The sequence below is a fragment of the Pseudovibrio sp. W74 genome, assembly GCF_001623085.1.
Classification (GTDB): Bacteria; Pseudomonadota; Alphaproteobacteria; order Rhizobiales; family Stappiaceae; genus Pseudovibrio.
Map to the genome: position 1 here is coordinate 394,241 of NZ_LMCJ01000017.1, position 23,055 is coordinate 417,295.

The 23,055-nt window shown below is 51.5% G+C and carries 23 protein-coding genes; 11 read left to right on the forward strand and 12 right to left on the reverse strand.

Annotated features, from left to right (window positions below):
* Positions 1 to 1,877 (forward strand): EAL domain-containing protein (locus tag PsW74_RS29315; RefSeq protein ID WP_208987964.1); only part of this gene is annotated, 1,877 nt, incomplete at its 5' end.
* Positions 1,878 to 1,881: 4 nt separating this feature from the next.
* On the opposite strand, the gene PsW74_RS13155 is transcribed toward PsW74_RS29315, so the two are convergent.
* Together PsW74_RS13155 and PsW74_RS13160 are read right to left on the reverse strand one after the other, a co-directional pair.
* Positions 1,882 to 2,847, reverse strand: coding sequence for a 2Fe-2S iron-sulfur cluster-binding protein (locus tag PsW74_RS13155; RefSeq protein ID WP_063286635.1), 966 nt, complete (start codon positions 2,845 to 2,847; stop codon positions 1,882 to 1,884).
* A gap of 161 nt (positions 2,848 to 3,008) precedes the next feature.
* Positions 3,009 to 3,827: a methyltransferase gene (locus PsW74_RS13160; RefSeq protein ID WP_063286636.1), complete on the reverse strand. Its 819-nt coding sequence runs from the start codon at positions 3,825 to 3,827 to the stop codon at positions 3,009 to 3,011.
* Between the two features lie 163 nt (positions 3,828 to 3,990).
* Between PsW74_RS13160 and gltS the strand changes: the two genes are divergently transcribed.
* The gene (gltS, locus tag PsW74_RS13165; RefSeq protein ID WP_208987965.1) at positions 3,991 to 5,247 is read left to right on the forward strand and encodes a sodium/glutamate symporter; all 1,257 of its coding nucleotides are present in this window, start codon (positions 3,991 to 3,993) and stop codon (positions 5,245 to 5,247) included.
* A 38-nt stretch (positions 5,248 to 5,285) separates the two neighbouring features.
* Here gltS and PsW74_RS13170 read toward each other — a convergent pair whose 3' ends face one another.
* On the reverse strand, positions 5,286 to 5,762 hold the full coding sequence (locus tag PsW74_RS13170; protein WP_063286638.1) for a hypothetical protein: 477 nt from the start codon (positions 5,760 to 5,762) through the stop codon (positions 5,286 to 5,288).
* Between the two features lie 240 nt (positions 5,763 to 6,002).
* On the opposite strand from PsW74_RS13170, the gene PsW74_RS13175 reads away from it, so the two are divergent.
* Positions 6,003 to 6,599 carry a DJ-1/PfpI family protein gene (locus tag PsW74_RS13175; RefSeq protein WP_063286639.1) on the forward strand — a complete coding sequence of 199 codons (597 nt, stop codon included), beginning with the start codon at positions 6,003 to 6,005 and terminating at the stop codon, positions 6,597 to 6,599.
* A gap of 50 nt (positions 6,600 to 6,649) precedes the next feature.
* Here PsW74_RS13175 and PsW74_RS13180 read toward each other — a convergent pair whose 3' ends face one another.
* From PsW74_RS13180 to PsW74_RS28365, 4 genes are all read right to left on the reverse strand, one after another.
* The gene (locus tag PsW74_RS13180; protein ID WP_153041652.1) at positions 6,650 to 8,428 is read right to left on the reverse strand and encodes a M10 family metallopeptidase C-terminal domain-containing protein; all 1,779 of its coding nucleotides are present in this window, start codon (positions 8,426 to 8,428) and stop codon (positions 6,650 to 6,652) included.
* 41 nt (positions 8,429 to 8,469) lie between these two features.
* Positions 8,470 to 8,742, reverse strand: coding sequence for a hypothetical protein (locus PsW74_RS13185; RefSeq protein WP_082830561.1), 273 nt, complete (start codon positions 8,740 to 8,742; stop codon positions 8,470 to 8,472).
* Between the two features lie 407 nt (positions 8,743 to 9,149).
* A complete protein-coding gene (locus tag PsW74_RS13190) occupies positions 9,150 to 9,602 on the reverse strand; it encodes a cysteine rich repeat-containing protein (protein WP_057461724.1) in 453 nt (150 codons plus the stop codon).
* A 24-nt stretch (positions 9,603 to 9,626) separates the two neighbouring features.
* Positions 9,627 to 9,938: a hypothetical protein gene (locus PsW74_RS28365; protein ID WP_063300249.1), complete on the reverse strand. Its 312-nt coding sequence runs from the start codon at positions 9,936 to 9,938 to the stop codon at positions 9,627 to 9,629.
* A 371-nt stretch (positions 9,939 to 10,309) separates the two neighbouring features.
* Between PsW74_RS28365 and PsW74_RS13195 the strand changes: the two genes are divergently transcribed.
* Positions 10,310 to 11,284 carry a hypothetical protein gene (locus PsW74_RS13195; RefSeq protein ID WP_063286642.1) on the forward strand — a complete coding sequence of 325 codons (975 nt, stop codon included), beginning with the start codon at positions 10,310 to 10,312 and terminating at the stop codon, positions 11,282 to 11,284.
* Between the two features lie 81 nt (positions 11,285 to 11,365).
* Positions 11,366 to 11,851: a RidA family protein gene (locus PsW74_RS13200; RefSeq protein WP_063286643.1), complete on the forward strand. Its 486-nt coding sequence runs from the start codon at positions 11,366 to 11,368 to the stop codon at positions 11,849 to 11,851.
* Here the strand turns inward: PsW74_RS13200 and PsW74_RS13205 are convergent.
* Positions 11,848 to 12,840: a helix-turn-helix domain-containing protein gene (locus PsW74_RS13205; protein WP_063286644.1), complete on the reverse strand. Its 993-nt coding sequence runs from the start codon at positions 12,838 to 12,840 to the stop codon at positions 11,848 to 11,850. The genes PsW74_RS13200 and PsW74_RS13205 overlap by 4 nt on opposite strands.
* Before the next feature lie 114 nt (positions 12,841 to 12,954).
* Here PsW74_RS13205 and PsW74_RS13210 point away from each other — a divergent pair, with 114 nt between their 5' ends.
* Positions 12,955 to 13,746, forward strand: a complete 792-nt coding sequence (locus tag PsW74_RS13210) for an MBL fold metallo-hydrolase (protein WP_082830562.1) — start codon at positions 12,955 to 12,957, stop codon at positions 13,744 to 13,746.
* 30 nt (positions 13,747 to 13,776) lie between these two features.
* Here PsW74_RS13210 and PsW74_RS13215 read toward each other — a convergent pair whose 3' ends face one another.
* Entirely contained in the window at positions 13,777 to 14,658 is an 882-nt protein-coding gene (locus PsW74_RS13215; protein WP_063286645.1) for a LysR family transcriptional regulator, read from the reverse strand.
* A 128-nt stretch (positions 14,659 to 14,786) separates the two neighbouring features.
* On the opposite strand from PsW74_RS13215, the gene gstA reads away from it, so the two are divergent.
* The 3 genes from gstA to PsW74_RS13230 are packed head-to-tail and all read left to right on the forward strand — an operon-like array spanning position 14,787 to position 16,005.
* Positions 14,787 to 15,395, forward strand: coding sequence for a glutathione transferase GstA (gene gstA / locus PsW74_RS13220; RefSeq protein WP_063286646.1), 609 nt, complete (start codon positions 14,787 to 14,789; stop codon positions 15,393 to 15,395).
* On the forward strand, positions 15,395 to 15,784 hold the full coding sequence (locus tag PsW74_RS13225; RefSeq protein WP_063286647.1) for a nuclear transport factor 2 family protein: 390 nt from the start codon (positions 15,395 to 15,397) through the stop codon (positions 15,782 to 15,784). The genes gstA and PsW74_RS13225 overlap by 1 nt, the downstream gene beginning before the upstream one ends.
* A complete protein-coding gene (locus PsW74_RS13230) occupies positions 15,784 to 16,005 on the forward strand; it encodes a 4-oxalocrotonate tautomerase family protein (RefSeq protein WP_063286648.1) in 222 nt (73 codons plus the stop codon). The genes PsW74_RS13225 and PsW74_RS13230 overlap by 1 nt, the downstream gene beginning before the upstream one ends.
* Before the next feature lie 51 nt (positions 16,006 to 16,056).
* Here the strand turns inward: PsW74_RS13230 and PsW74_RS13235 are convergent, their stop codons facing one another.
* Positions 16,057 to 18,930, reverse strand: coding sequence for a M16 family metallopeptidase (locus PsW74_RS13235; RefSeq protein ID WP_063286649.1), 2,874 nt, complete (start codon positions 18,928 to 18,930; stop codon positions 16,057 to 16,059).
* 408 nt (positions 18,931 to 19,338) lie between these two features.
* On the opposite strand from PsW74_RS13235, the gene PsW74_RS13240 reads away from it, so the two are divergent.
* The gene (locus PsW74_RS13240) at positions 19,339 to 19,878 is read left to right on the forward strand and encodes an AAA family ATPase (RefSeq protein WP_063286650.1); all 540 of its coding nucleotides are present in this window, start codon (positions 19,339 to 19,341) and stop codon (positions 19,876 to 19,878) included.
* A 142-nt stretch (positions 19,879 to 20,020) separates the two neighbouring features.
* Here the strand turns inward: PsW74_RS13240 and PsW74_RS13245 are convergent, their stop codons facing one another.
* Both PsW74_RS13245 and pyrC read right to left on the reverse strand, forming a co-directional pair.
* The gene (locus PsW74_RS13245) at positions 20,021 to 20,716 is read right to left on the reverse strand and encodes an orotate phosphoribosyltransferase (RefSeq protein WP_057461032.1); all 696 of its coding nucleotides are present in this window, start codon (positions 20,714 to 20,716) and stop codon (positions 20,021 to 20,023) included.
* Between the two features lie 195 nt (positions 20,717 to 20,911).
* Positions 20,912 to 21,958: a dihydroorotase gene (gene pyrC, locus PsW74_RS13250; RefSeq protein ID WP_063286651.1), complete on the reverse strand. Its 1,047-nt coding sequence runs from the start codon at positions 21,956 to 21,958 to the stop codon at positions 20,912 to 20,914.
* A 409-nt stretch (positions 21,959 to 22,367) separates the two neighbouring features.
* Here pyrC and PsW74_RS13255 point away from each other — a divergent pair, with 409 nt between their 5' ends.
* Complete coding sequence (locus PsW74_RS13255; protein ID WP_208980862.1) at positions 22,368 to 23,039, forward strand: nucleotidyltransferase family protein; 672 nt, start codon at positions 22,368 to 22,370, stop codon at positions 23,037 to 23,039.
* Positions 23,040 to 23,055 lie beyond the last annotated feature (16 nt).

The window sequence follows — 23,055 nt, forward strand, 5'->3', positions numbered from 1 at the left end:
GTAACTTTGATGTGCGGGTAGAGGGCACCAGAAGGATGGATGAAGTCGGTGAGATCGCCCGCGCCGTCAAAGTGCTCCAGGCCTCCGCGCGGGAGCGTGACAGTTTGCGCCTCAACATCCAGCGCAAGAACAAGGAATTGCGCAAAAAAGAACAGGAATTGGTGAAGCAGAATACGTTATTCGACGCTGCATTGAACAACATGTCCCATGGGTTGTGTATGTTCGATACACAGAAAAGATTGATTGTGTTCAATCAGCGCTTTGATGACATCTTCGCTTGTGAACAAGGCGAGGGTAAAATTGGCATGACATGGGATGAAATGGTCCAATGTATGCCTCTGGCCCAGGAGTTTTTGCAGGATGATGGCGAAAACTCCGTCGCACAACAACACTGGCCGAGTACCGTTCGCAGCACATTTACGCTCACTTTGCAAAGTGAGCAGGTCATCTTGATGACGTTGGAACCGCAAGATGGCGGCGGCTGGGTTGCGATCTTCGAAGACATCACCGACAGGCAGCGCATCAGTGATCATCTGAGCTATCTCGCAACGCACGATGCCTTGACCAAACTGCCCAATCGTTTGCTGATGAATGAGCGCTTGCAAGAGATGAAACAAGCTGCTCTGGCACAAGATGAGCACTTCGGCATTTTGTGGTTGGATCTTGATGAGTTCAAGACCATCAATGATTCATTGGGTCATGCAGTTGGCGATAAGCTCTTGTGCCACGTCGCAAAAATCCTGCGAGAAAAGGTGGCTAACAAAGAAATGGTCGCCCGTCTCGGCGGTGATGAGTTCGCGATCTTATCTAAGTTGCCTGCTTCTCGTGAAGATCTGGAACAGCTTGCCAAAGAAGTGCTGAAAGTCATCGCTTCTCCATGTTTCCTGGAAGGACATGAAATCGTGGTCGCCGCGAGTGTTGGTATCGCCACATTCAGCAAGGAATATCAAAACGTGGATGAGCTCATCCGCTTTGCCGACCTTGCTTTGTATCAGGCGAAAAATGATGGTCGAAACACCTTCCGCTTCTTCGAAGATGATATGGCTGCCAAGATTAAGCAGCGTCAGACATTGATCACTGATCTTTACAAAGCCACCGCAAATCGGGAGCTGGAGGTCTATTTCCAGCCACAGGTCATCTTGGCAACCGGCGAAATCTCGGGGTTTGAAGCACTACTGCGCTGGAACCACCCGCGCTACGGTTTCATCTCACCATTCGAGTTTATCCCCTTGGCAGAAGAAACGGGTCTGATTCTGGAAATCGGGGCATGGGTACTGGATGAAGCTTGCTCTCTGGCTGTCGGTTGGCCCAAGCGGGTGAACTTGGCGGTCAACCTGTCACCACGTCAAATTTACTGCGAACAGCTTCTACCGGTTGTCGATGATGTGCTGGCTCGTACGGGTCTGGATCCCGGACGGCTTGAACTGGAAGTGACAGAAACTGTGTTACTGGCAGATCATCTACGCGTGCGTCAGACTCTGGCGAAACTGCAGCAAATCGGCGTTAAGATCTCTATGGATGACTTCGGAACAGGCTACTCCTCACTGAGTACACTTCGCCGCTTCCCCTTTGACAGGATCAAAGTCGATAGGTCTTTCGTGATGAGTATGACTGAAGATGATGACTCCCGCTTCATCGTGAACTCAGTCATCGATCTTGCAAACAGCCTCGGCATCACAACAACAGCAGAGGGCGTTGAAAGCAAAGAGATCGCAGAGCAATTGACGGCAATGGGATGTTCTGAAGCGCAGGGCTATTACTTTGGCAAGCCTGCACCTCCCAATCAGGCGCTCTTCTGGATGCTGGAAGAAGCACGCGGCGTTACGCTGGAAGCGCAGGTCAACAACTCAAAACTGACCAAGAAAGCCGCAGGCTAAATCGTCACTCAGCAGGTTCCATCGCGGCGGAGCCATCAACTTGCTCGACTGCATCATCCCACGGTTGAAAGTTTGGAATGCGTCCGTAAGTGGCTTGCGCATCTATGAAAACATGCTCAAGGCCGGCAATGAAATCGCGTGAACCAGCCATATAAGCCATGTCAAACTCGGTCAAATCTGGCAGCAGTGCCTGCAGGGTTTCAGTTGCGCCATCACCTTGCAAGTCCGCAAAGGTTGGCTGTATGCCGCGGCGGTTTAGCCAGTTAAACACCTGCTGAAACTGGTCCTGCTTCAGGGATTGATCCAGAATGAGCACTTTCTCACGGCGCGGCTGCCCCATGGCAGAACTCAAAGCCATCGCCCAGATCGGAGGTAGGCTGTTCGGTCCGGCAACCATAATCAGCGGCTCGTCATCATGCCCAAGGAAGGAAGAGCCATAAGGACCGGTGATGCCAACCCGCCCCTTCACATCGCCCTTCTTCGCAAGCATTGCGAAGAGATCAGGGGTGTTGGCCCGTTCTATGAGGAAGATCAGCGTATTGAACTCAGTCCCGGCATCCAGAGCAAAACTGGCAAACAGGTTCACCCGTTCATGACCACGAAACTCAACATGGTAATACTGGCCCGGACGCCATGAAATCGGCTTGGTAAAGCTCAGGCGCAACTCGAAAAGGTCATCCGAAACCTTCCGCACTGCAGAGACATGCCCCTTAAGCGACTGCAATTCAGAGGATGCAGGCAGCTTCAGCTCAGCATCGCCAGCAACCGTTGCCTTACAAGCAAGAACGGTACTTTTCAGCCGAGAGCCATTGGCTTCCACCTCACCGGAAATGACAGTAACACGCGTGCTTTCACAAGTGCTATTCCCGCAGTCACACTGCAAAGCTAGTCCACCACGCTCAGCGACTTCTAGAAGTGTTTCACCAAGCTTGGCATCAATTGATCTGCCATTGATATTAAGACTGGTCATGGGCACCCATGTTGCTCCGCGTATGTGACGGACGTATCTACGGTTGTACAAGTTATAGAACTGCACGCTTATTTCCTAGGGGGAAATCTAAGTCATTCGCGACATTAATACAATTTTAACAATTAATAGTCACCTGACTTTATATAGTTATTTTTACGCCCTTAGCTCTTCTTGTAAGCCGCAATAACCAGATGACCCGGAACTGGCTCACCCTGTTCAAAGCGAACGGTGATTGGCGAAAGATCAAGAATGGTATAACCACTGCTCTCCAGCAAGTTCCGAACATAGCTCTCAGCATGCGCAAACCGATGGTATTTGCCCACCATGAAGTTCTGCTCGCCTAACTCCTCTGCGGGAAGTGTCTCAGAGGAAAATGCAAAGACACCATTGGCTTCAATGTTGTCCGCTACACCGACGAAAAACTCTTCCAGTTCGCCCATGTAGGGCAGCACATCAGTTGCGACGATGAGGTCCCAGCGCTCTTCTTCCTCAACCTTGAGAAATTCAACCACTTCACCCACGTAGAGGTCGTCGTAGATTTCCTTCTCATCCGCAACTTCAACCATCCCCTCGGCAATGTCCACGCCGGTTTTATGGGGCACCAGGTTATTCAGGGCTTCGCCGGAAAGGCCAGTCCCGCAACCAAGATCCAGCAAGCGTTTGAAGGAGCCAAGTTCCAGCTTTTCAATCTTGTCACGCACCATCAGTGGAACGGAATAGCCTAGCTGATCCACCAGAACCATGTCGAACACTTCGGCATGCTGATCAAACAGCGTGCTCACATAAGCATCCGGCGCTTTGAGGGGCGCATTTCCTTTGCCCATACTTGCCAGGCGAACGGCCACGCCACCATGATCTTCCGGATCTAACTCCAGAACTGCTTTGTAGGCCTCAGCAGCCTCGTCAAACTTGCCTGCTTTTTCCAGATCCAGAGCCCGGTTATATGCGTCAGCAAGTGCTTCATTGTCTAGTTTAGTCATGGGGACAGTTGAGCCGCTGTAATATTGAAATTGAAGGTCTTCCTTACACAAGAAATTCTCGAAAATCTACGCAATACATAAGGTTTTGTTGCCGCATCAGAGTAAATAAAATGGATCACCCCGATTAAAATACGCAGATCACTTTTAAACGGGAAGTGAGGTCATGCTGATAAAACCAAGGCTGGTGAACAGTGAGGCCCGTATGGAAGGTGCGCAACCTGAGCTAATTGAGATTGATCCATTTACGACAATCACAATTGCAATCCTTGTTTTATTTGTCGGACGAGAGCTCGTTCGAAAAAGTGTTGCCCTTCGCAAACTGACGATTCCTGACCCTCTGGCTGGCGGATTGCTGTGCGCCATTCTTGTTACTGTGCTGACGGTCTGGTGGGGTGTGAAACTTAAATTCTCGACAGAGCCGATTGATTTCTTTCTGATTTATTTCTTCGCGGCAATTGGCCTTCGTGCAAAGGTGAGTGACCTTCTTACAGGTGGCAAACCACTTATCATTCTCATCATCATTTCCTCGGTGTTTCTTGGCGTTCAGAATTTTGTCGGTATGGGGGCGGCCAGCGTCTATGGCTATCCGGTACACACAGGCATCATCGCCGGGTCAGTCTCGCTATCCGGTGGGGTAGGGACAACGCTTGCATGGGCACCAATTTTTGCTTCAGAACTTGGCGTCGCAAATGCGCAAGAGATCGGCATTGCCTGTAACACTGTTGGCATCGTGTCTGCGTGCATTATCGGCGGACCAATTGCTCAGTACCTCATGAAACGGCATAAACTGGCAGGATCCCTCAGCACAGACGAAGCTGTCGGGCAGAATTTCAAGGATGATGGTAAGCTGAATCTGCACTACTACGATGTTCTGGGTGCAGTCTTCTTCATAAACATGGCAATTTTCATCGGCTACATGATGTATCTTGGCTTGCAGGAAGCTGGTGTCGTTATTCCGGTATTCGTGCCAATTCTTGTCGCAGGCATCATCATAAACAACGTGGGCCGCTTGCTGTTTCGCAACTACGACAATGTTGGCCGCGAAAAAGGCATGGCAATGATCTCAGACATCAGCCTCGGTATTTTCCTCAGCATCGCACTGATGACCATGGACCTGTTGGTAGTCTGGCAGTTTATGGGATTCGTCGCACTGGTGATGTCCCTGCAAATCGCGCTTGCCATTAGCTATGCCCTCTTTATCGTTTTCACCTCCATGGGCAAGGATTATGATGCAGCCGTTATCGCAGCAGGCTTTGGCGGGATAGCGCTCGGTTCTACGGCCACAGCCGTGTTGAATATGACCTCCGTCACCCGTCAGTTTGGTGCATCGCCGAAAGCATTCCTCATTGTGCCACTCACCTGCGGCTTCTTCATTGACCTGATGAACACCTGGGTGATCTCAAACCTGATTGCGCTTTGATGAGCATGAAGTTGAAGCTGAAAACATGGCTGGTGTAATTAAGGTCGCACGAGCAAATACCGCGAGATCGTTGCATACGGTCCGGCCTCATAGTGCACCAGCTCCATTGTGTCAGAGTTTATCATGCGCCCCTGCATAGTGCCTGTGTCAGGGTGCTCAACAAGTGTAATGGACGCGCCATCCCATCCGATCATTCCAATCACAGGCTCTTTGGATTTTGAGACTTCGGACCGCCCATCATGATCTCGCCCGGACCCGGGACTGACTTGCCAGAAGAAAACTCCCTCTAGCACCGGTCCTGTTTGCTCATCTATCCGCAAATGAGAAGGTCCGTTCTCCTGACTTTGGATATCCCGATGCCAGTAAACGGCATCTTTCTTGATCACCACCCATTGCCCGACCAGCTCTGGGTAATGCTGCGGTGGTTTGCCATCAATTGCAAAGGCAACAAACGTGGCACACCCCATCATCAGTGCCGCAATCGCAGCCTGAACAGGAAGTTTCCATTGCCCCATTTATGCCTCCCCAACTCAACTTGAACTCACAGGGCAACACATCTCAGCCAAGACCTAAATCCCTAGGATCTGACGTGGTAGTTCAGATCAAAGAAATCTGCCTGTATGGAAACAAGAGCATCTGTTTTGTCGTTCTCATAAGAAAGGGATAGCCAATCCTGTCTTTGGAACATATAGTGAACATAATCTATTATAAGTGATGGCGATCAATCCGGATGATTGCTCAAAAGGATATTTGAAATGACGAAGATTGCAGTGATCCTCACCCAAGGCTTTGCTGATTGGGAATACGCATTGATTGCTGGCACTGGCGGCCCATTTTTCGGCATGCAGGTTGAGTTCTTCACCCCTCAGGTCGGTGAAGTGAAGTCGCAAGGCGGGCTCGCTGCGATTGTCTCGCGTAAGCTGGATGAGATCAGAACGTTTGAACCGACCGTTATTGTCGTTGTTGGGGGAACAATCTGGGAAACCGAACAGGCTCCGGATATCGCAGATCTGCTCAGGGCTCACTACGAGCGCGGTGGTGCTGTTGCTGGAATTTGCGGTGGCACATTGGCTCTTGCCAGAGCAGGTCTGCTAAATGAAGCGAGACACACATCAAACAACGCAGAATTCCTGCAGCAAAATGCGAAAAACTACAAAGGTGCTGAACACTACCAGTCAAGTGCATCCGCCATCTCGGATCGTGGCGTGATTTCCGCTCCTGGAACGGCCCCGGTATCCTTTTCAGCAGCTGTTCTTGAAGCTGCCGGGCTTACCACTGATGCTCTTCAGCAGTTTAAGGCCATGCTTGGTGCAGAGCATTTGGAACCGGCAATGGCTGAGGCTACCTCTTAAATACTGAGTCAGTGCCCCGGGTTGATAGGGCACTGACCAGTTTCTGCTGACTACACGAAAGCAAAGTCGCTTTCGCCAAGGAGTGCAGCATCCACATTCACCAGAGAAATGGAGTTTGTTCCAAAGGTGATCACAGTATCTCCGCCATCGTCAAAGATGGTGAGGTTGGCAAACTCTGCCATGCGGCTCTTGATCATGATGAGATCACTGCCAAGTTCAAAGTCGTTGATGGTGTCATCACCTCCCAGATTGAAGAAGCAGAAGTTGTCAGCGCCTGAACCGCCTGTGAGCGTGTCGTCACCGGCACCTGCAATCAACTTGTCCGCACCAGAGCCTCCATCCAGAGTGTCGTCCCCGGCACCGCCTTTCAGCACATCATTGCCAGAGCCACCACGCAGGGTATCGTGACCGTTTCCGCCAATCAGCTTGTCCTTGCCGCCGTTGCCGAGCAGCGTGTCATTACCAGCTTTGCCAACTAGAGTATTGCCAGCCGCATTGCCCATGATGGTGTCATTACCGCCACTGCCAATCGCGTTTTCAATAACGGCATTGTAAGCAATTGCCAGATTACTCAGGCCACCATCCACATCGGAGAAGGAGCCATCAATGAGGCTGATCATCTGGTTGACCTTACCAGCACCTGACATGTCGATGGTGTCATTGCCACCGGCATCCCAAATGGTCACCGCGCTGGGCATCTTCTCGGAGAAATCGTAGGCACCACCAGCATTGGAGTTGTAGCCGTAGACCGTGTCATCCGCACGGGTGGTCATATTCACCCCGTAAAGCTGCTGAAGTGCAAGCACATCCAGCGGCATGAGTGTGTCCGGGAAGCCACCGTAGCCGAGGTTGGAATCGGCGTTGCTCTCATCAAAATAGCTCATCACAGAATACTGCTGCGTATCCTGACGGAACTGAGCATGTTCATCATAAGTAATGCGCACACCCGGACCAGCGTTGTAGTCCCCCGGATGCGCCAGCCCCACAGCATGGCCGATCTCGTGCATAACAGCAAAGTGGCTGTAAGAGCCAGTTGGCAACTCATCGGTTGAAACACTGTTCGTGTTCAGCCAGACGTCGCCTTCATTTTCACCAGCCTCCGGCGAACCTGGGTAATAAGCATAGGCACCAGCACCATCCGTGGTGGAGTTGTAGTTGGAAAACAGCATGGTCGCATCGTCGGTGTATCCGTCCGGGTTCACCCGATCAAACGAGATATTGGCAATTTCTGAGTAGGAGGCCAGCACCTTCTCAATAGCTGCAATCTGCTCATCAGTGACATGCGCAAACGTGTCTTCAACCCCGTTGTTGTTCTCACGGAAGCCATAAGTCACTGTCGCAGCTGTACCCGGTCCACTCCATGACAGGCCAGGGCGAAGCAAGGCACCAGCACCCATATTGCCGTCATAATAAGCTTTGTCGCCTTCCACAGCAGACAAGCCGTACTGACCGGTGCCTTCATCACCATAGGACGCCACATCAAGATAGAAAGTCCCGCTGGTTGCTGCGGTAAACGTAATAGTGGAGTGTGTGCCCGGTCCTCCGTCATCATCATCCACCAGCAGGTTCCCATCGGAATCCCGCAGGCGCAGATAAGGGTCAACCAAGCGGCTTTCGCCATCAAAAGTGCCAATAGCAGCAAAGGTGTAAGTCTGCCCGGCAACGAGCTCAACTTCATACCAGTCGTGGTCGCCGTCACTGGCAATAGTGCCCTGAACTGTCTCGAAGATATTGTTGTCCGATCCCTGCGCATCCTGCCCCGTGTCCCTCAAACGGTAGGATGTAGACGCGTCGTCTGCGGCATCTCTGGTCTCATAGAGATTTGTCATTATGTTTCTCCAGCTTAAAATGTACATTCAGATGAATGAGTTCATTTTCGCTGGGGCTTCGGAAGGTCGTCCGTCCGCCCAGCATCTTCCAGGCACGCACGTTCCACTTGCTCAATGGCATATTGAACAGTCCGCTGTTGCTCCTTGCTACTTTGCAAGGGGCTGCCAGCCACAGCCTCCTTCAACCGTTCAATGGCATAGGAACAAGTGGGGTCTGAGTAGGGCCGGTCAGGATTAACCGGCATTGAGGCTCTCACGCCGAAAGCGGAGAAACAGAAAGCAACAACCGCAATAAGCAATCTGGCGTTCTTCATGTGTCACAGCATCCAGTTCAAAAGCTCATGGACCATCAGAGAAGAGCAAAACACAGGTCAGGCAACAAACAATAGTTATTCATGACCGGTAGAAATGACGTCTACCGATGACCTCCCACACATTATGTAATGATCATGCGTACGTGAATTTTCTAACAGTTGACGTAGGGGCAGAAAAACGAAATATCCTTAGGTGAATACATGCAAAAAGCATTATTCATCAAAGATCTGGCATAAATGATAGATTAGGTAGATTTATCGTGTATTATTATCAACTAAAATTACGTCAATTAATGTAATTATATTGCGCCTATGGTGGTTGGTTTAGTTTTATTCATTAGATTTCACGTGGATGAGCTGGCTGATTAATTGTTTTTCTAATCAGCCAGCAATCTACGCTACGGCAATCAAGAGTCCTCATCTTTCAGGCCAAACTTCTCACTGAAGACTTCGATCACTTCTTTGCACTCAGCGCCAACCTTGTCCTGCTTTTCACTCAGGCAGGTTAGAACACGACCACCGCCAACTTCTGTTTCTGAACACTGAGCTTCAATATCTGGAGCACAAATTGCCAGAGCCTGTCTGGCGTTCGCGAAGAAAAAGTCCAGGGCATCGGCGAAATCATCAATCGCAGTGGAGCATTGCTTACTGAGTTTATCCTCGTAGGCATACATGCATGCAAAAATGCGACCTTCTCCGGGTGTCACTTCCTTACAATGAGATTTTATCTCTGGTTCACAGGCTTCAAAAACGCCTTGGGCTGCATTCTTTCCTGCTGTATCCTGCGCCATCGCATTGTGTCCGGTGGCCGCAACCAACAAGCCAAGACCGAACAAGACAGCTCCGAGTGATTTAATCATTTTGGGGTCTCCAGAATAGAAAAATTACGGATTAACAACGATATAGACAGTCACGCCGTTTTGAAGGACAGGTCTGTAATAGACGCCGCCACAATTGTAGTAAGAATTGTATGGGCTGCAGCCAGATATGGACTGACGATAGTTGGTGCGTCTGGATGTTCTGCGAGATGTTCGCCGTGATACGCGTCTTGATTGATTGAGATGAGGGTTTTGGGCGTTAGCTTTGCCGACAGAAAAGAGGAGAGCCACGCCTGTTGGAAGCTCGGTAAAGTCGATCTGGCTGGTATAGCCGAGTGATCCTGCGATGACCGCTGCTGCGAGTAGTTTCAGTCGCATGTTTGTTTCCCTGAGTTGATGTGGTCTTTGGCACCAAACCAGTCCGATGAACGGGTGCATTGGGTTTTTGCCAATCGCTTCAGCCGTCGGCTTCCACGCATTTGAAGATGCTTAAGGACAAACGTTAGAGTTATCTTTCAGGGGCTACTCGCGTTTTAGTCATACAAAACCTCAGGCCACTTCGTGGGGCACCTGTTCAAGTCAGCATCAAGTTTTTATGGGGTGAACGCTTCAAGTTTGCTCAAAGCTTGAGAGATCTCCTTCAAGCTGTTTTCACTCAAACTCTCATATATGGAGGCATGAGCTTTCTAGCTAAGCATAATGAGCCGCAAAGAAATTAAGCTGTCACCGCATTGGTCTGGAGTTGCTGAATGCCGGATGTAGACGCACAAACCATCTCACCAGAGGTCGAAGCCTGGGTGGAAAATGTACTAAGCGCTTGTAACCTCAAGTGGACTGGTCCGACGAAAAATTTTGAGCGCGAACCCAAAGAGAACCTGCGCATTGATGGCAAAACGCCTGTCGCGGATCACATCAATTACCTACGCAAAACATTGAAGGATACATATGCCAGGCGATCTGAGATCGCCGGCAAGGCGAAACTCGACCGAGAGCTTGCGGTGCACCTCCAACACTTTGATCAGGCCTATGTCGCAGTCGATAGTAATATCGATAAAGCACAGGCCAGTATGGGCAGTGGCGATGCTGGAGGCGCAATTAGTGACGCCGTGGACCAGCTTGAGTTCATGAGGGATGCGCTGGAAGCAGCTTATTACTCCGCAGCAAAAGATCCGGAAGAGGCCTACGCCGAATTGCGTGAGAAAATCGATGCTGCCAAGGCTGAACTGGACGAGCTGGGTAAGGAAAAAGAAAAAATTCAGGATGAGAACGCCCGAGAAGAATTTGAAGACATCTACTCAGAAGCCAGGGATGGGCTGGATCAAACTTTGAAGACGTTGGAAGCTGACAAATTCCTCGAAGCTGAAGAAGAGCTGGAAGAAGCCAAAACCGTGATGCTCGATTTGCGACCTGGCAACAGTGAGGACATCGCAAAACGGAAGAAAGAATATCAAGCTGCTGTTGAGGATGCCCAAAAGAACATCAAAAACCTGTCTGGCAAGCTGGGTACTTTGAATAATCCGGACAAAGTCGCCGAATTCAACAAACACAAAGCCTCCGCAAACAAGTTGATCAAGAAGGTTGAGACCGCTCTCAAGAACGGCAAGGTAAAGTCTGTGCGCTCAGATATTCCGAAGCTGAAGGGTGAAGTTGAAAAGATGAAAGCCTGCTTCAAGGTAGAGCCAAAAGCAAAAGCACCGCCCAAAGGCAAATCCGGCAAAAAGTGACCTTAGGCGCAAGCTGAGCTAATCGCCGCTCGCCAAGATGCTGCCAACAACAGAACAACACAATCAGGAAATGAGTGCCCCATGAAAACCACAGGCAAAGCCCTCGCAATGTGCGCTGCAATCTTGTTGAGTGGCTCAGCATTGGCTGCAGAGACTGACCAGAAGACCATCATCAATCCTGACACCCTGTCAGATTCAACCAAGTCTGGGTATGCGCAGATTGTCGTTGTCGCTCCGGGTGCTCGCATCGCATATGTGGCTGGTCAGGTGGGCATTTCCAAGGATGGATCAAACACCTTTGAGGAACAGGTCGACCGAACGTTCGACAACCTGATCAAAGCGCTCGAAGCTGCTGGGAGCAGCGTGGAAGACACGGTGAAAATCACGGTGCTGATTAAAGATCATGACCAGTCCAGACTGGACTATGTCAACAAAAAGCGCCGCGAAATCTTTGGTGCCAGCCCACCAGCAAGCACACTCATTCCAGTGCCGGTCCTCGCAACGGAAATCATTGAGTTTGAAGTGGATGCGATTGCAATTGTGCCAGAAAAAGCACCTGCTGATTAAGGTGCTTGCCTGCGGAACTTCTGCCTGTACCGGGCTGGTGAGACGCCAACCTGCGCAAGGAACGAGCGTCTGAACGCGTTCTCGTCAGAATAGCCCAGTGCCTCAGAGATCGTGGCTATTGGTGTTGTCGTATATTCCAACTGAGACTTCGCACGCTCACAGCGGATGTTCAAAATGAATTGCTGCGGAGACAGTGATAGTTCTCGCTTAAAGTGCCGCAACAGGCTGCGTGTGCTCATACCCAAAAAACCAGCAAGCTCCTGTACTTTCAGGGGGCGTGAGGACAAATTGTTCTGCACCCATTGGTCCGCACGTTCAATCGTCTCATCCCGTGTTTTTTCATGCCACGGGATCATGAAGGGCTGCTGCAAGCCTCGGTTTTCTTCAAGAACCATAAATCGCGCACATAATCTGGAAAGGGCAGGGCCTTCCAGCCGGTTGATGAGATGTAGTGCAAGGTCCAGAGAGGAAGTGCCCGCAGCACTGGTAATGACATTGCCTGCATCAACGAGAATCTCATCACCGGCCAGCTCCACACCTTCATAAGCCGCGCTAAATTCCTTCTGCTTCCACCAGGTTGTTGTGGCTTGCTTTCCCTCCAGCAGTCCCGCTTCAGCGAGTAGAAACGAGCTGGTACAACTCGCAGCAATAATGCTGCCGTTTTGAGAATGGTGCTGAAGTTGCTCAGCAACACCACGGAACCAGTTTGTGCTGATCGTACATTGCGGCGCTGAGGTCGTGCCAATGCCGGGAAGAAACACCACATCAGGCGCAAAAATCTCCTCTAAGGAGCTATCGGGTGTCACCAAAATGCCGTTTGAAGATCGAACAGGCTCGCCATCTAATGAGTAGGTCTGGACCTGAAACGGCATGACCTCGTCGCCACGCACCTCTGCAATCTGGTTTGCAGTCTTGAACATGTCTGCGGACCCAAAGGCTGCGAGCCCCAGAAAGTTCTCCAGCAGCAAAATTGCAATGGTTGAAGTCATGTTCAGATCTCATGTGGCGGATTATGTATGATTTGTGTCTAGTCGGACTATATCAAATTTCCTGCCAAAAACTAGGATCAACGGACCAAGGTCAGGTTAGAGCAGTAGGTCAGGATGAAACTTCACTTTCTTCGCAATGCAACCCTCATCATTGAGCACAAGCAACACCGCATACTGGTTGATCCCATGTTGGGTAAGGTTGGATCACTGCCAAGCTACAGCTTCATCCGACATAAAAGCCGGAGAAATCCGATGGTTCCGCTGCCTGATGGTGCCCAGCAAAACCTTGAGGGTCTTACTGCGGCATTGGTAACGCATTGTCAGCTCGGCCATTCAGATCATTTGGATGGCGCAGCAAAGAAACTTCTGCTCTCCAAGAAAATCCCGACCTACTGCCGTTTGGATGATGAGAGTTTCATTGGGAAAAGGGGAATTCCCACCGTGCCGCTGAAGGATGAGCAACGCCAACCCTTCTTCGACGGTTACATCACCCCAATCCCAACAGTGCACGGCTATGGCTGGATTGCGAGATTCATGGGACCCGGCGTGGGTTACTTTCTCGAGCTGCCCGATGCACCTTCGCTCTACATTTCCGGCGACACTGTCCTCACCAAAGATGTCCGCCACTGCCTCAAAACCCTGAGGCCCGACATCGCAGTTGTCGCAGCAGGCAACGCAAGTCTGGATATCGGCAAGGACATTCTCATGTCACTGGATGAGATCATGGAGTTCATCAGACTAGCGCCAGGACAAGTTATCGCAAACCATCTGGAGGCCATAAACCATTGCCCTGTAAAGCGAACGCAGCTACGGGATCTGGCGCAAAAATCTGGTGTCAGCGAAAAACTTCTGATCCCGGCAGACGGTGAAACACTCACGTTCAGCAAACAGCCGGAGTTCGCCTGACCGGAACGAAGAGATCCGGCGCGTGCCTGCTCAGCTCTCGGTTCCGATCAGGTCATCCCAGATGGCTTGCGCGACAACGCCAACGTCTCTGTCGCGCTTGCGGATCTGAAACAGGCGGGACTGGCGTGGCTGGAAGCCTTCAACGTTCAACTGAACCAGTTCGCCACGCGCCAGTTCCTCGATGATCATATGTTCGGGAATGCCGCCCCAACCGAGTTTGGCCTGCAGGATCTCCTTCTTGGCGGCAAAGTCCGTCACCGTCCAACGCAAACCACCCGGCAACAAATCCCGGCTTTGGCTGAGGGCCCCGCTGCCGCTGTCTGCCACGATAATCTGCGTATATGTCTGCATTTCAGCTATGGTTTTCATATGCTTACTCTGCGCAGGCTCAAACGCGGGGTGCGCAACGGGCAGGATGGTAACATCCGCGAAAGAAACCGCTTCCACCTGTTCAACAGGCACACCATCCATGCTGGCGATAATAATATCAGCCCGGTCATGGAGCAGCCGTTCAATCGGGCCACTCATGCTCTCGCGCGACAGGTGAATATGGGTTGCCGGGAACTTCGCCCGCACATGGCCAATAACCTCAAGAACGCGCTGTAACGGCAACGTTGCTGCAATCGCCAGCGAGACTTCAGCCTCCTGTGTCGCATTGAGCGTTTTCGCCAGACTGCCTAACTCATTCATCTGCTGCATCACACGAATGGCCTGCCGGTAAAACACCTCTCCCGCAGGTGTCAGTTTAGGCCGGTACGCCTCTCTGGACAGCAAGACCATATCAATCTCGGCCTCTAACTTCTTCAGCATGTGGCTGATGGCGGACTGAGACTTGTGCAGGTGATCCGCCGCACCGCGAAAAGTCCCTTCTGTCACAATCGCATGCAAAACAACCAGCTGCTCATAAGTCATAGAATACGCTCACTCAAGATGATCTGAATTTCTAATCATTATCGTGAATATTCAATATTATCAATTAATCATGAGAGGCATTACTTCCTCAAAGCCTGATAACAAACACCTTGAGGAAAGAGCTTCCAATGAAACTGTTTTACAAACCCGGCGCATGTTCCCTGGCAACACACATCACTCTGAATGAGATCGCAGCCGACTACGAGATCGACAGCGTAGACACCGATGCAGGGAAGACCAGCACGGGCGTAGATTTCAAAACCATCAACCCGAAAGGCTATGTTCCGGCCCTCCAGCTGGCGTCTGGAGAAGTGCTCACCGAAGGCGCTGCAATCCTCCAATACCTCGCAGACAATCACCCGCAACACGGGCTTGCTCCAGCAGCTGGAACCGTTGCCCGTACGCGTTTGCAGGAGTACCTGAACTTCACCAGCTCAGAACTCCATAAAGCATTCACCCCGTTCTTCACCGCATCAGCAACGACACAGGACAAGGAAAAGGCCGCAAAGAACGTTGCCGCCAAGTTCAACTATCTGGAGGCTCTGTTCAGTGACGGCAGAGCCTATCTCCTGGGTGCGGAGTTCTCTGTTGCGGATGCGTATCTGTTCGTCGTCTGCAACTGGTCAAATTTCGTCGGCGTCGATCTGATCAACTGGCCGTCCCTCGCTGCCTTTGTCCAGCGCACAAGCGAGCGCCCATCAGCACAGGCAGCAATGAAAGCTGAAGGCCTGATCTGATGAGCAACCCACAAGCCTTTGCAGAAGTTCAGAGGGTGATGACGGGCTATTTTGATGGCCTCTACCACGCAGACACCAAGGCTCTGGCTGAGGTGTTTCACCACGATGCGCGCTACGTCAACATGATTGAAGGGGACTACATGCATAAGTCCCTGAGTGAGTACTTCGAAATGGTGGATCGCCGTATCCCGCCCGCAAGCAAAGGGGAGCCGCGGCAGGACCGCATCCACTCCATGGAATTCGGCGGCTCTCAAATGGCCTTCGTCAAAGCCTCAATGACCATGATGAACCGCGAGTATCTGGACTTCCTCACCCTGACCAAAGACCAGCACGGCTGGCGGATCATGACCAAGATCTTCACCTACATCGCAAAGCCGGAGGCAAGCTGATGCCATATGTAAACATCAAGATCACCAGGGAAGGTGGACCGGATGGCAAAGGTCCAACCGCAGACGAAAAAGCCGAGTTGATCCACGGCGTAACAGAGCTTTTGTCCCGCGTGCTCAACAAAAAGCCAAGCACGACCTTTGTGGTGATTGATGAGGTTGCCCTTGAGGACTGGGGCATTGGCGGCCTGCCAGTCATCCAGTATCGCCAGCAGGTCTCTTAAAGCACTTCAAACAAAAACGCAGGGCTCAAACCCTGCGTTTTTCAGTTCGCCTTATTGCGGCAGAATCTTCAGCGTCACATTCCGGTCTGGCACCAGAAAATCCGATGCCGCCACGACCAGATCGTCCGGGGTGATCTGCTCCAGAATTGTCGTGTAATTCTGATAGCGCTGGATTGCCTCAGGATAGCTTACAGCCTGACTTGCCAGTTCAAACCACAGCCCATTGCTGTGTTCGGCATTGTTCATGGCTTCCAGAATAGGCTGGCGCGCACGCAGCAACTCATCCGCTGTGATATTGCCCTTCACCTGCAGCTCTTTGACGATATCCTGATAAACAGTCTCCGCCGCATCCACATCATCCAGTTTCAACTTGCTGGACATTCCAATATAGCCGAAGCCTTTGATTGTATTGGAGTTCATGCTGAACGCATAAGGGCTGTAAGTCGCGCCCATAGCCTCACGCAGTTTATCGCGCAGGCGTAGCTCTATGACGCCCTGCAACAACTGCAGCGTATAGCTCTGCGTTGCATCTGCATCATCGCTGGTTTTCCAATAATGCTGCAAAAGCGCCGCGTCACTGTCACCCTCATGGGTCAAAGATACAGCCTGCGCCTCTGGAAACTCAATACCAGTTGCGTAGCTATGCTTTGGAGCCTCAAAGGATTGCTGTAAAGCGCCGAAAGTCTCGGCAACCGCATCCAGAGCGGTTTGAACCTCAAGATCGCCTACAATACCAATCTCGATCGGGCCCTTTTGTGCGATGCGGGAGATGATTGGCTTCAACTCCTCATAGTTCCGCTCCAGCAGATCTTCTTCACTTCCTGCACCCCAGCGTTTGTCGCCGCTATGCAAAATGCGGGAGAACTCGCGGCCACGAACAGCTTCAGCAGAACTGCGGGAGTTCTTGTAGGTCTCTTTCAGGCTCTTTTGGTAAAACGCTTGCCCCTCAGGACGATAAGCCGGATCCGTCAAATACGCTGCGACCACCTGCAATTGCAGCTTCAGATCGTCCGGCGTTGTTCCGTATTGCCCGGAAATACCATCTTCGCCAAAGGAAAGACCAACGCCAACCTGAGTACCAGAAAGTACCTTGTCCAGATCAGCGACCGAGTACTTGCCAAGACCACCAACAATAAACGCGCTCTGGAAGAAACCGGCCAAGCCATCTTTATCAGCCGGCAGGTCTTCAATACCGCGGCCCGTGCGCAGAGACACAAACACCTTACCCTTGTCAAAGTCAGTCCGCTTGAAGTTCAGCACCACGCCGTTTTCAAAAGTGTAAGAGCGGATTTGCCCAAAACTGCTGATTGTCTGTTGGGCAACTTTGCCTTTGGGGCCAAAGCTTTCATAGTCAAAGCTGGTCAACGACTTGGCTTCAAAGGCTGCAACTGGCTGCTTCTGGCTTTCTTCAAACACGGAAAGAATGGTCTCTTCAGCATTTGGAAAGGCCTCGGCAGTCGTCATAAACAGGTTTGGTTTTGCGCCTTCCCAAAGCTCAAGCAGTGCTTTTGAGACTTGCGGCGCTTTCAGATCAGAAAAGTGTTTCTGGAAGAAGGCCAGATCATCAGCAGAGGATGTGGTGACACTCTCATTGAGCACATCGCGTACGAGTATATTGGCGATTGCACGGTTTGGAATAGTCTCTTCCGCTTTCACCGCAACTTCCAGCGAGTTGAGCCGGTTCACCAACTGCCGGTCAACTTCTTCCTGTGTCACGCCATAAGCCAGTGTTTGCCGAAGTTTCTGCTCCAGCAACGCAAAACCGTCCTGCCACTTGTCGGTGGCAACGGTCGCGCTGGCAACAACGGTGTCGGCAAAGTCCTCGCTGTAATAATCCGTGCCGGCAGTGACCATAGTATCGTGAGAGGCAAGGGCTGCATCACGCAGCCGCTCTTTCAAAATACTGATCCCGATCCTGCGCAGCGTGTTCTGAATGCGGTTTTGTTGGTTATCAATCAGCTCTTGAGAAGGTTTGACGAGATAGATGCTCAACACGGTAGGCAAAGACGGTTCTACAAAAAGCGCAGCACGCGGGGCTTCGGCAACCTTCAATCTCCCAAAATCCGGCTCTTCGCTGTCCAGCTGCTCTGCATTCGCAGGGCGCTCCCAATCCGCAAAGTGCTTTTGAATAGCAGCTTCTGTTGCTTCAACATCAATATCGCCAGTCACAACCACTGTGGTCCGACCGGGCGTGTAATAGCTCTCATAAAAATCGCGCAGGGTTGCCTGGTCAACGGCATCAATGCCGTCCATTGTGCCAACCGGCAGCAAGGTGCGCTGTTTAATGCCCGGATAAAGGTAATCAAATCTGGCAACCAGCGCGTCATAGCTCGGACCGTAATTGCCGCGCACTTCAGAGGCGACAACACCGCGCTCACGGTCAATAGCACTTGTTGAGAGCGTCAGTTCACTTGCTGTCTCACGCATAATAAACAGCGCAGTGTCCAGCAACTCCGCATCAGCTGAGGGCAGGGAAAGGCGGTATGTGGTGCTGTTCAATGTGGTCGCTGCATTGGTTCCAGCGCCAAACGCCAGTCCCGCGCGCTCCAGCAAGGCCACCATCTCGCCTTCCGGCACATTGGTAGAACCGTTAAACGCCATATGCTCCAAATAGTGAGCAGCACCCGGTTCCAACCCTTTTTCCAAGGAAGAGCCAGCATCAACCGCCATACGAACCTCAATCTGGTTCTTGGGGGATTGGCTCTGAACCAGCAAATACCGCATACCATTGGGCAGCTGACGAGAGATTATTCTGGGATGCAGTTTAAGGTCAGTCTCAGGAAACCAATAGGACTGCTGATCTTGAGCAACCTGCAACGCCGGCTTGGGCTGAGGGGCCGCGGCATCCTGCGCATAAACAGGAACAGAAAAGACCAGTCCAGTGCTCAGCAGTGCTGGCACCATAAGGTGTCTGATTACGTGCATTGTTGTTTCCCTGCGCCCTGCCCAAATTGCCTATGTGCTCTTGTATTGGTGTTCCCGGTGTGAAGATGTTCACGAAAGCACACCCCCATGCTTCAGCGCGCAGGTTTTGCAGACTTTGTTGAAGCCCGTCACAAAATAATTCCTAAGCTGAACCCGAGTACCCGCGAGGTCTTCACCTCATAAAAGCTACATCTGCGTAATTATCATAAACTTTGCTGTTTTTCATATGCTTTTGGTTCATGTTGCTTTTGTGGCAAAGCAGCGCAGGTGGATAAAAAACTATGGTTGGTTTGGTATCAGATTTAAGTGTGCAATGATTTTGGTTGGCTGACTCGCCATCCACGGGCTCTCTGGATTTATGAGATCAGTCCGCATTTCTAAGCTTTTGATTTTTTATGGAATACCAATATGAACGGGCAAATTATTATTCTGCACGGTCCCTCAAGTAGCGGAAAGTCAACCACTGCAGTTGCGCTGCAAAACGCGATTGAGCTGCCGTTCTGGCATATTTCAATCGATCATCTGCGGGATGGGGGAGTACTGCCGACGAAACGCTTCAAAAATGGGGATTTTAATTGGTCCAACCTGAGAAAAGCATTCTTTGAAGGCTTTCACGCATCACTAGCTGCGTATGCCCATGCTGGCAATAATCTGATTGTGGAGCATATTCTCGACAATCCTGATTGGCTTCCGGAGCTAAAAGAGCTGTTTCAGCCGTTTGATGTATACTTTGTTGGTTTGCATTGTGATTTAGAAGCGTTGAAGCAACGTGAAATCGCCAGAGGAGACCGACCCATCGGGAGTGCAGAGCAAGATTTCCACTCAGTCCATGTTGATCGTGTTTACGATCTTGAGATCAGAAACACCGCATCAACAGAACACAATGTAACAGCCATTCTTGAAGGGTGGCGCTCCGGCATTAGAAAATCTGAATTTGCGACGCGGTGAGGGTGCCGATTGTTGCATGGTTTAGATGGCTGAGGCTTTGAAACTGAATTAGAGTTGTTAATACGGCTAAGCCTGCCAACTAAAAACGCAGAGCAAAGGCCCTGCGTTTTCATGAAACCAATATGTCTGGCTAAAGAACCGCTTAGAGCGGCAGTTCGCTGACACCACCGTTGGCGGCGGACCATTCCAGCGGATTATTGAGGAACTTCTCAACTTCGTTCACCTTCTCAGCTGAGAAGTAATCGTTTGTGCGGCAAACGCGCAGGATGTCGTGCCATGTGGCAAGGTAGTGCAGGTTCACACCATGTTCTGCCAGCTTGCCTTTCGTTTCCGGGAAGATGTCGTAATAGAACACCACCAGCGTGTCGGTCACTTCAGCACCCGCCTTGCGCAGCGCTTCGCAGAACTTGATCTTGGACCCGCCATCGGTGGTCAGGTCTTCCACCAGCAGAACGTTCTGCCCCTCGTGAATATCACCCTCAATTTGCGCATCACGGCCATAACCCTTTGGCTTTTTGCGCACATACTGCATTGGCAGTGCCATTTTGTCTGCAATCCACGCAGCAAACGGAATACCAGCCGTCTCACCGCCTGCAATCGCATCAAACTTCTCAAAGCCCGCATCACGCAGCAGGGTTGCCACGGCAAACTCCATCAGGGTGCCACGAATGCGCGGGTAGGAGATCAGTTTACGGCAGTCGATGTAAACCGGGCTCGCAAGACCGGATGCCAGAATGTACGGCTCTTCTGGACGGAAGTTCACCGCCTTGATTTCCATGAGCATTTTTGCGGTCAGTTCCGCCATCACTTCGCGGTCAGGAAAAGAATTGGAAAACATCGCTGTCCCTCAAGTCACAGTAGGTGGTTTAGAGCGTATTCCCGAAAAGTGGTTCCGGTTTTCGGATAAGAATACGCGCGAAAACAAAGATCTGGAATGTGTGGGATGACAGGGAGCTGGCATCGCACGCATTCACGTCAAAAAAAAGCAGCTTGCCCCGGCCATATTAGGTGCAAACTGCTTTGAAACTCATCTTTAGGTCTCAACCTTCCAGAATATATCAAATCCCGGATTGAAGAGGGTCACCGGCCCGTCCGGTGTTGGAATACTCGGCGGGTAACTGACCTTTTCATCGGCCTTTACCAGATCAATGGTCGCCTCGTTTGGTGCCATGCCATAAAACGCCGGACCATTGAGAGAGGAAAATGCCTCAAGCTTGTCGAGTGCGCCTTCCTGCTCAAACACATGTGCCAGACAGCTCATGGTATTTGGTGCGGAGAAGATGCCAGCACAGCCACACTCACACAGCTTGTTCTGGTCAAGATGCGGGGCGCTGTCCGTTCCAAGGAAGAAACGGGCATCGCCAGAAGTGGCCGCAGCACGCAGCGCAAGGCGGTGTTTCTCACGCTTCGCCACAGGCAGGCAATAGAAGTGAGGCTTGATGCCACCGACCAGAATGTCATTCCGGTTGATGATCAGGTGGTGCGTGGTGATCGTCGCCGCCAGATTGTCACCACCAGACTTGGCATAATTGACGCCTTCTTCCGTGGTGATGTGCTCCATCACCACTTTCAGCTTAGGGAACTTGCGGCGGATCGGGTCCAGCACAGTCTCAATGAACACTGCTTCACGATCAAAGATGTCCACGTCAGACGTTGTGACCTCACCATGGACCAGAAGCGGCAAACCGATCTCGGCCATGCGTTCCAGAACACCCGCCACCTTATCAAAGTCGCGCACACCACTTTGTGAGTTGGTTGTCGCGCCAGCAGGATAAAGCTTCACCGCAGTCACCAGACCAGACTTGGCTGCCTGCTCCAGATCATCCGCATCGGTGGTCTCTGTGAGATAAAGCGTCATGAGGGGAGTGAAGTCGTGCCCCTCTGGCATGGCTGCCAGAATGCGATCCCGATACCCGGCAGTATCCTTGCTGGTGACAACAGGTGGGACCAGATTAGGCATGATGATCGCGCGGCCAAAGTTTGCAGAAGTTGACGGCAGAACGGCCTTCAGCATCTCGCCATCACGTAAGTGCAGGTGCCAGTCATCAGGCCGTCTAATGGTCAGGCGGGTCTCGGTCATCTTCATGCTCCGTGTGGTCGAAAGGCTGCGCGACACCGGTTTACTGCCCAATGCCACCAAATCTCAAGGAAAAACTGATGCTTTCGAGCATCTCGCACAAATACGTAGTTATGGGAACTAGCCCTTCGGGTGAAATGCGCTGCGTAACATTGCGAAAAGTACGCAGCTAGGTACTTCCCACTATCCACATCTTCATAGTTTCAAAGTGCCCCGCACAAATCCTATGCGAATCTACCTGTCAATTCTCACAGGTCGCCAAGCCCCAAATTTACATGGATTGATCTGGTGGGTGGATTATCATAATGTTCCTGTTATGTACTAAGTTAATTCACTTTTAGTTCTGGTTTTTGCAGGCGAGTCGTTACGGCAGTCTTCACAGCTTGATCTCTTTCAAATGAAAATCGTGTCCATGTCAGTTTTCACGACCTTCGCCTCATCCGGCCATTCAACTCTCAAGGAGAAGATCACCTCCTTGCCATCACGTGTTTCCCCTGTTCACCATGGCGCAGGTGAGCAGGGGCGCGTGTACTTTATCGAAGAGGTCATCCGCTCAACCGTGCTCTATGATCTGCTGAAGACCCTGCGTGACGCCCGGTTGCCAGATGCCTGGCTCGCGTCAGGCGCAATCTACCAAAGTGTCTGGAACGCACTGACGGGCAGGGAGGCCGGACACGGCATCAAAGACTACGACCTGATCTACCATGATGAGGCTGACACGTCCTACGAGGCCGAAGACCGTGTGATCACCAGCCTCGCCAAAGCTTGCGAACCGCTGGGGCTTCCAGTTGAAATCCGCAATCAGGCCCGCGTGCACCTCTGGTTCCCCAAGCACTTCGGCATGGACTACCCCAAACTAGGCTGCTCGCTGGAGTCTCTCCTCTACTACGCTTCAACAACCCACTCCGTCGCCGCCCGCCTGCACGACGATGACCGCCTGCAGATCGAAGCCCCCTTCGGACTGGAACCCATCTTCCAAATGCAGATGCTCCCAAACAAAGTCCTGCCCAACGAAGAAACCTTCACCCGCAAAGCCAACCGTCTCACCAAGCACTGGCCAGAACTAACAATCGTCCCTTGGTAGGCTGCCCCCAAATTTT

Excerpts from the sequence above, each read along its gene's own strand:
- PsW74_RS13170 (WP_063286638.1), bottom strand. The coding sequence starts at position 5,762 with ATGGGGCAATGGAAACTTCCTGTTCAGGCTGCGATTGCGGCACTGATG.
- PsW74_RS28365 (WP_063300249.1), bottom strand. The coding sequence starts at position 9,938 with ATGCGACTGAAACTACTCGCAGCAGCGGTCATCGCAGGATCACTCGGC.
- PsW74_RS13205 (WP_063286644.1), bottom strand. The coding sequence starts at position 12,840 with ATGACTTCAACCATTGCAATTTTGCTGCTGGAGAACTTTCTGGGGCTC.
- gltS (WP_208987965.1), top strand. The coding sequence starts at position 3,991 with ATGCTGATAAAACCAAGGCTGGTGAACAGTGAGGCCCGTATGGAAGGT.
- PsW74_RS13180 (WP_153041652.1), bottom strand. The coding sequence starts at position 8,428 with ATGACAAATCTCTATGAGACCAGAGATGCCGCAGACGACGCGTCTACA.
- PsW74_RS13240 (WP_063286650.1), top strand. The coding sequence starts at position 19,339 with ATGAACGGGCAAATTATTATTCTGCACGGTCCCTCAAGTAGCGGAAAG.
- PsW74_RS13200 (WP_063286643.1), top strand. The coding sequence starts at position 11,366 with ATGAAAACCACAGGCAAAGCCCTCGCAATGTGCGCTGCAATCTTGTTG.
- pyrC (WP_063286651.1), bottom strand. The coding sequence starts at position 21,958 with ATGACCGAGACCCGCCTGACCATTAGACGGCCTGATGACTGGCACCTG.
- PsW74_RS13235 (WP_063286649.1), bottom strand. The coding sequence starts at position 18,930 with ATGCACGTAATCAGACACCTTATGGTGCCAGCACTGCTGAGCACTGGA.
- gstA (WP_063286646.1), top strand. The coding sequence starts at position 14,787 with ATGAAACTGTTTTACAAACCCGGCGCATGTTCCCTGGCAACACACATC.
- PsW74_RS13210 (WP_082830562.1), top strand. The coding sequence starts at position 12,955 with ATGAAACTTCACTTTCTTCGCAATGCAACCCTCATCATTGAGCACAAG.
- PsW74_RS13175 (WP_063286639.1), top strand. The coding sequence starts at position 6,003 with ATGACGAAGATTGCAGTGATCCTCACCCAAGGCTTTGCTGATTGGGAA.
- PsW74_RS13215 (WP_063286645.1), bottom strand. The coding sequence starts at position 14,658 with ATGACTTATGAGCAGCTGGTTGTTTTGCATGCGATTGTGACAGAAGGG.
- PsW74_RS13185 (WP_082830561.1), bottom strand. The coding sequence starts at position 8,742 with ATGAAGAACGCCAGATTGCTTATTGCGGTTGTTGCTTTCTGTTTCTCC.
- PsW74_RS13230 (WP_063286648.1), top strand. The coding sequence starts at position 15,784 with ATGCCATATGTAAACATCAAGATCACCAGGGAAGGTGGACCGGATGGC.
- PsW74_RS13255 (WP_208980862.1), top strand. The coding sequence starts at position 22,368 with ATGTCAGTTTTCACGACCTTCGCCTCATCCGGCCATTCAACTCTCAAG.
- PsW74_RS13245 (WP_057461032.1), bottom strand. The coding sequence starts at position 20,716 with ATGTTTTCCAATTCTTTTCCTGACCGCGAAGTGATGGCGGAACTGACC.
- PsW74_RS13225 (WP_063286647.1), top strand. The coding sequence starts at position 15,395 with ATGAGCAACCCACAAGCCTTTGCAGAAGTTCAGAGGGTGATGACGGGC.
- PsW74_RS13155 (WP_063286635.1), bottom strand. The coding sequence starts at position 2,847 with ATGACCAGTCTTAATATCAATGGCAGATCAATTGATGCCAAGCTTGGT.
- PsW74_RS13190 (WP_057461724.1), bottom strand. The coding sequence starts at position 9,602 with ATGATTAAATCACTCGGAGCTGTCTTGTTCGGTCTTGGCTTGTTGGTT.
- PsW74_RS13195 (WP_063286642.1), top strand. The coding sequence starts at position 10,310 with ATGCCGGATGTAGACGCACAAACCATCTCACCAGAGGTCGAAGCCTGG.
- PsW74_RS13160 (WP_063286636.1), bottom strand. The coding sequence starts at position 3,827 with ATGACTAAACTAGACAATGAAGCACTTGCTGACGCATATAACCGGGCT.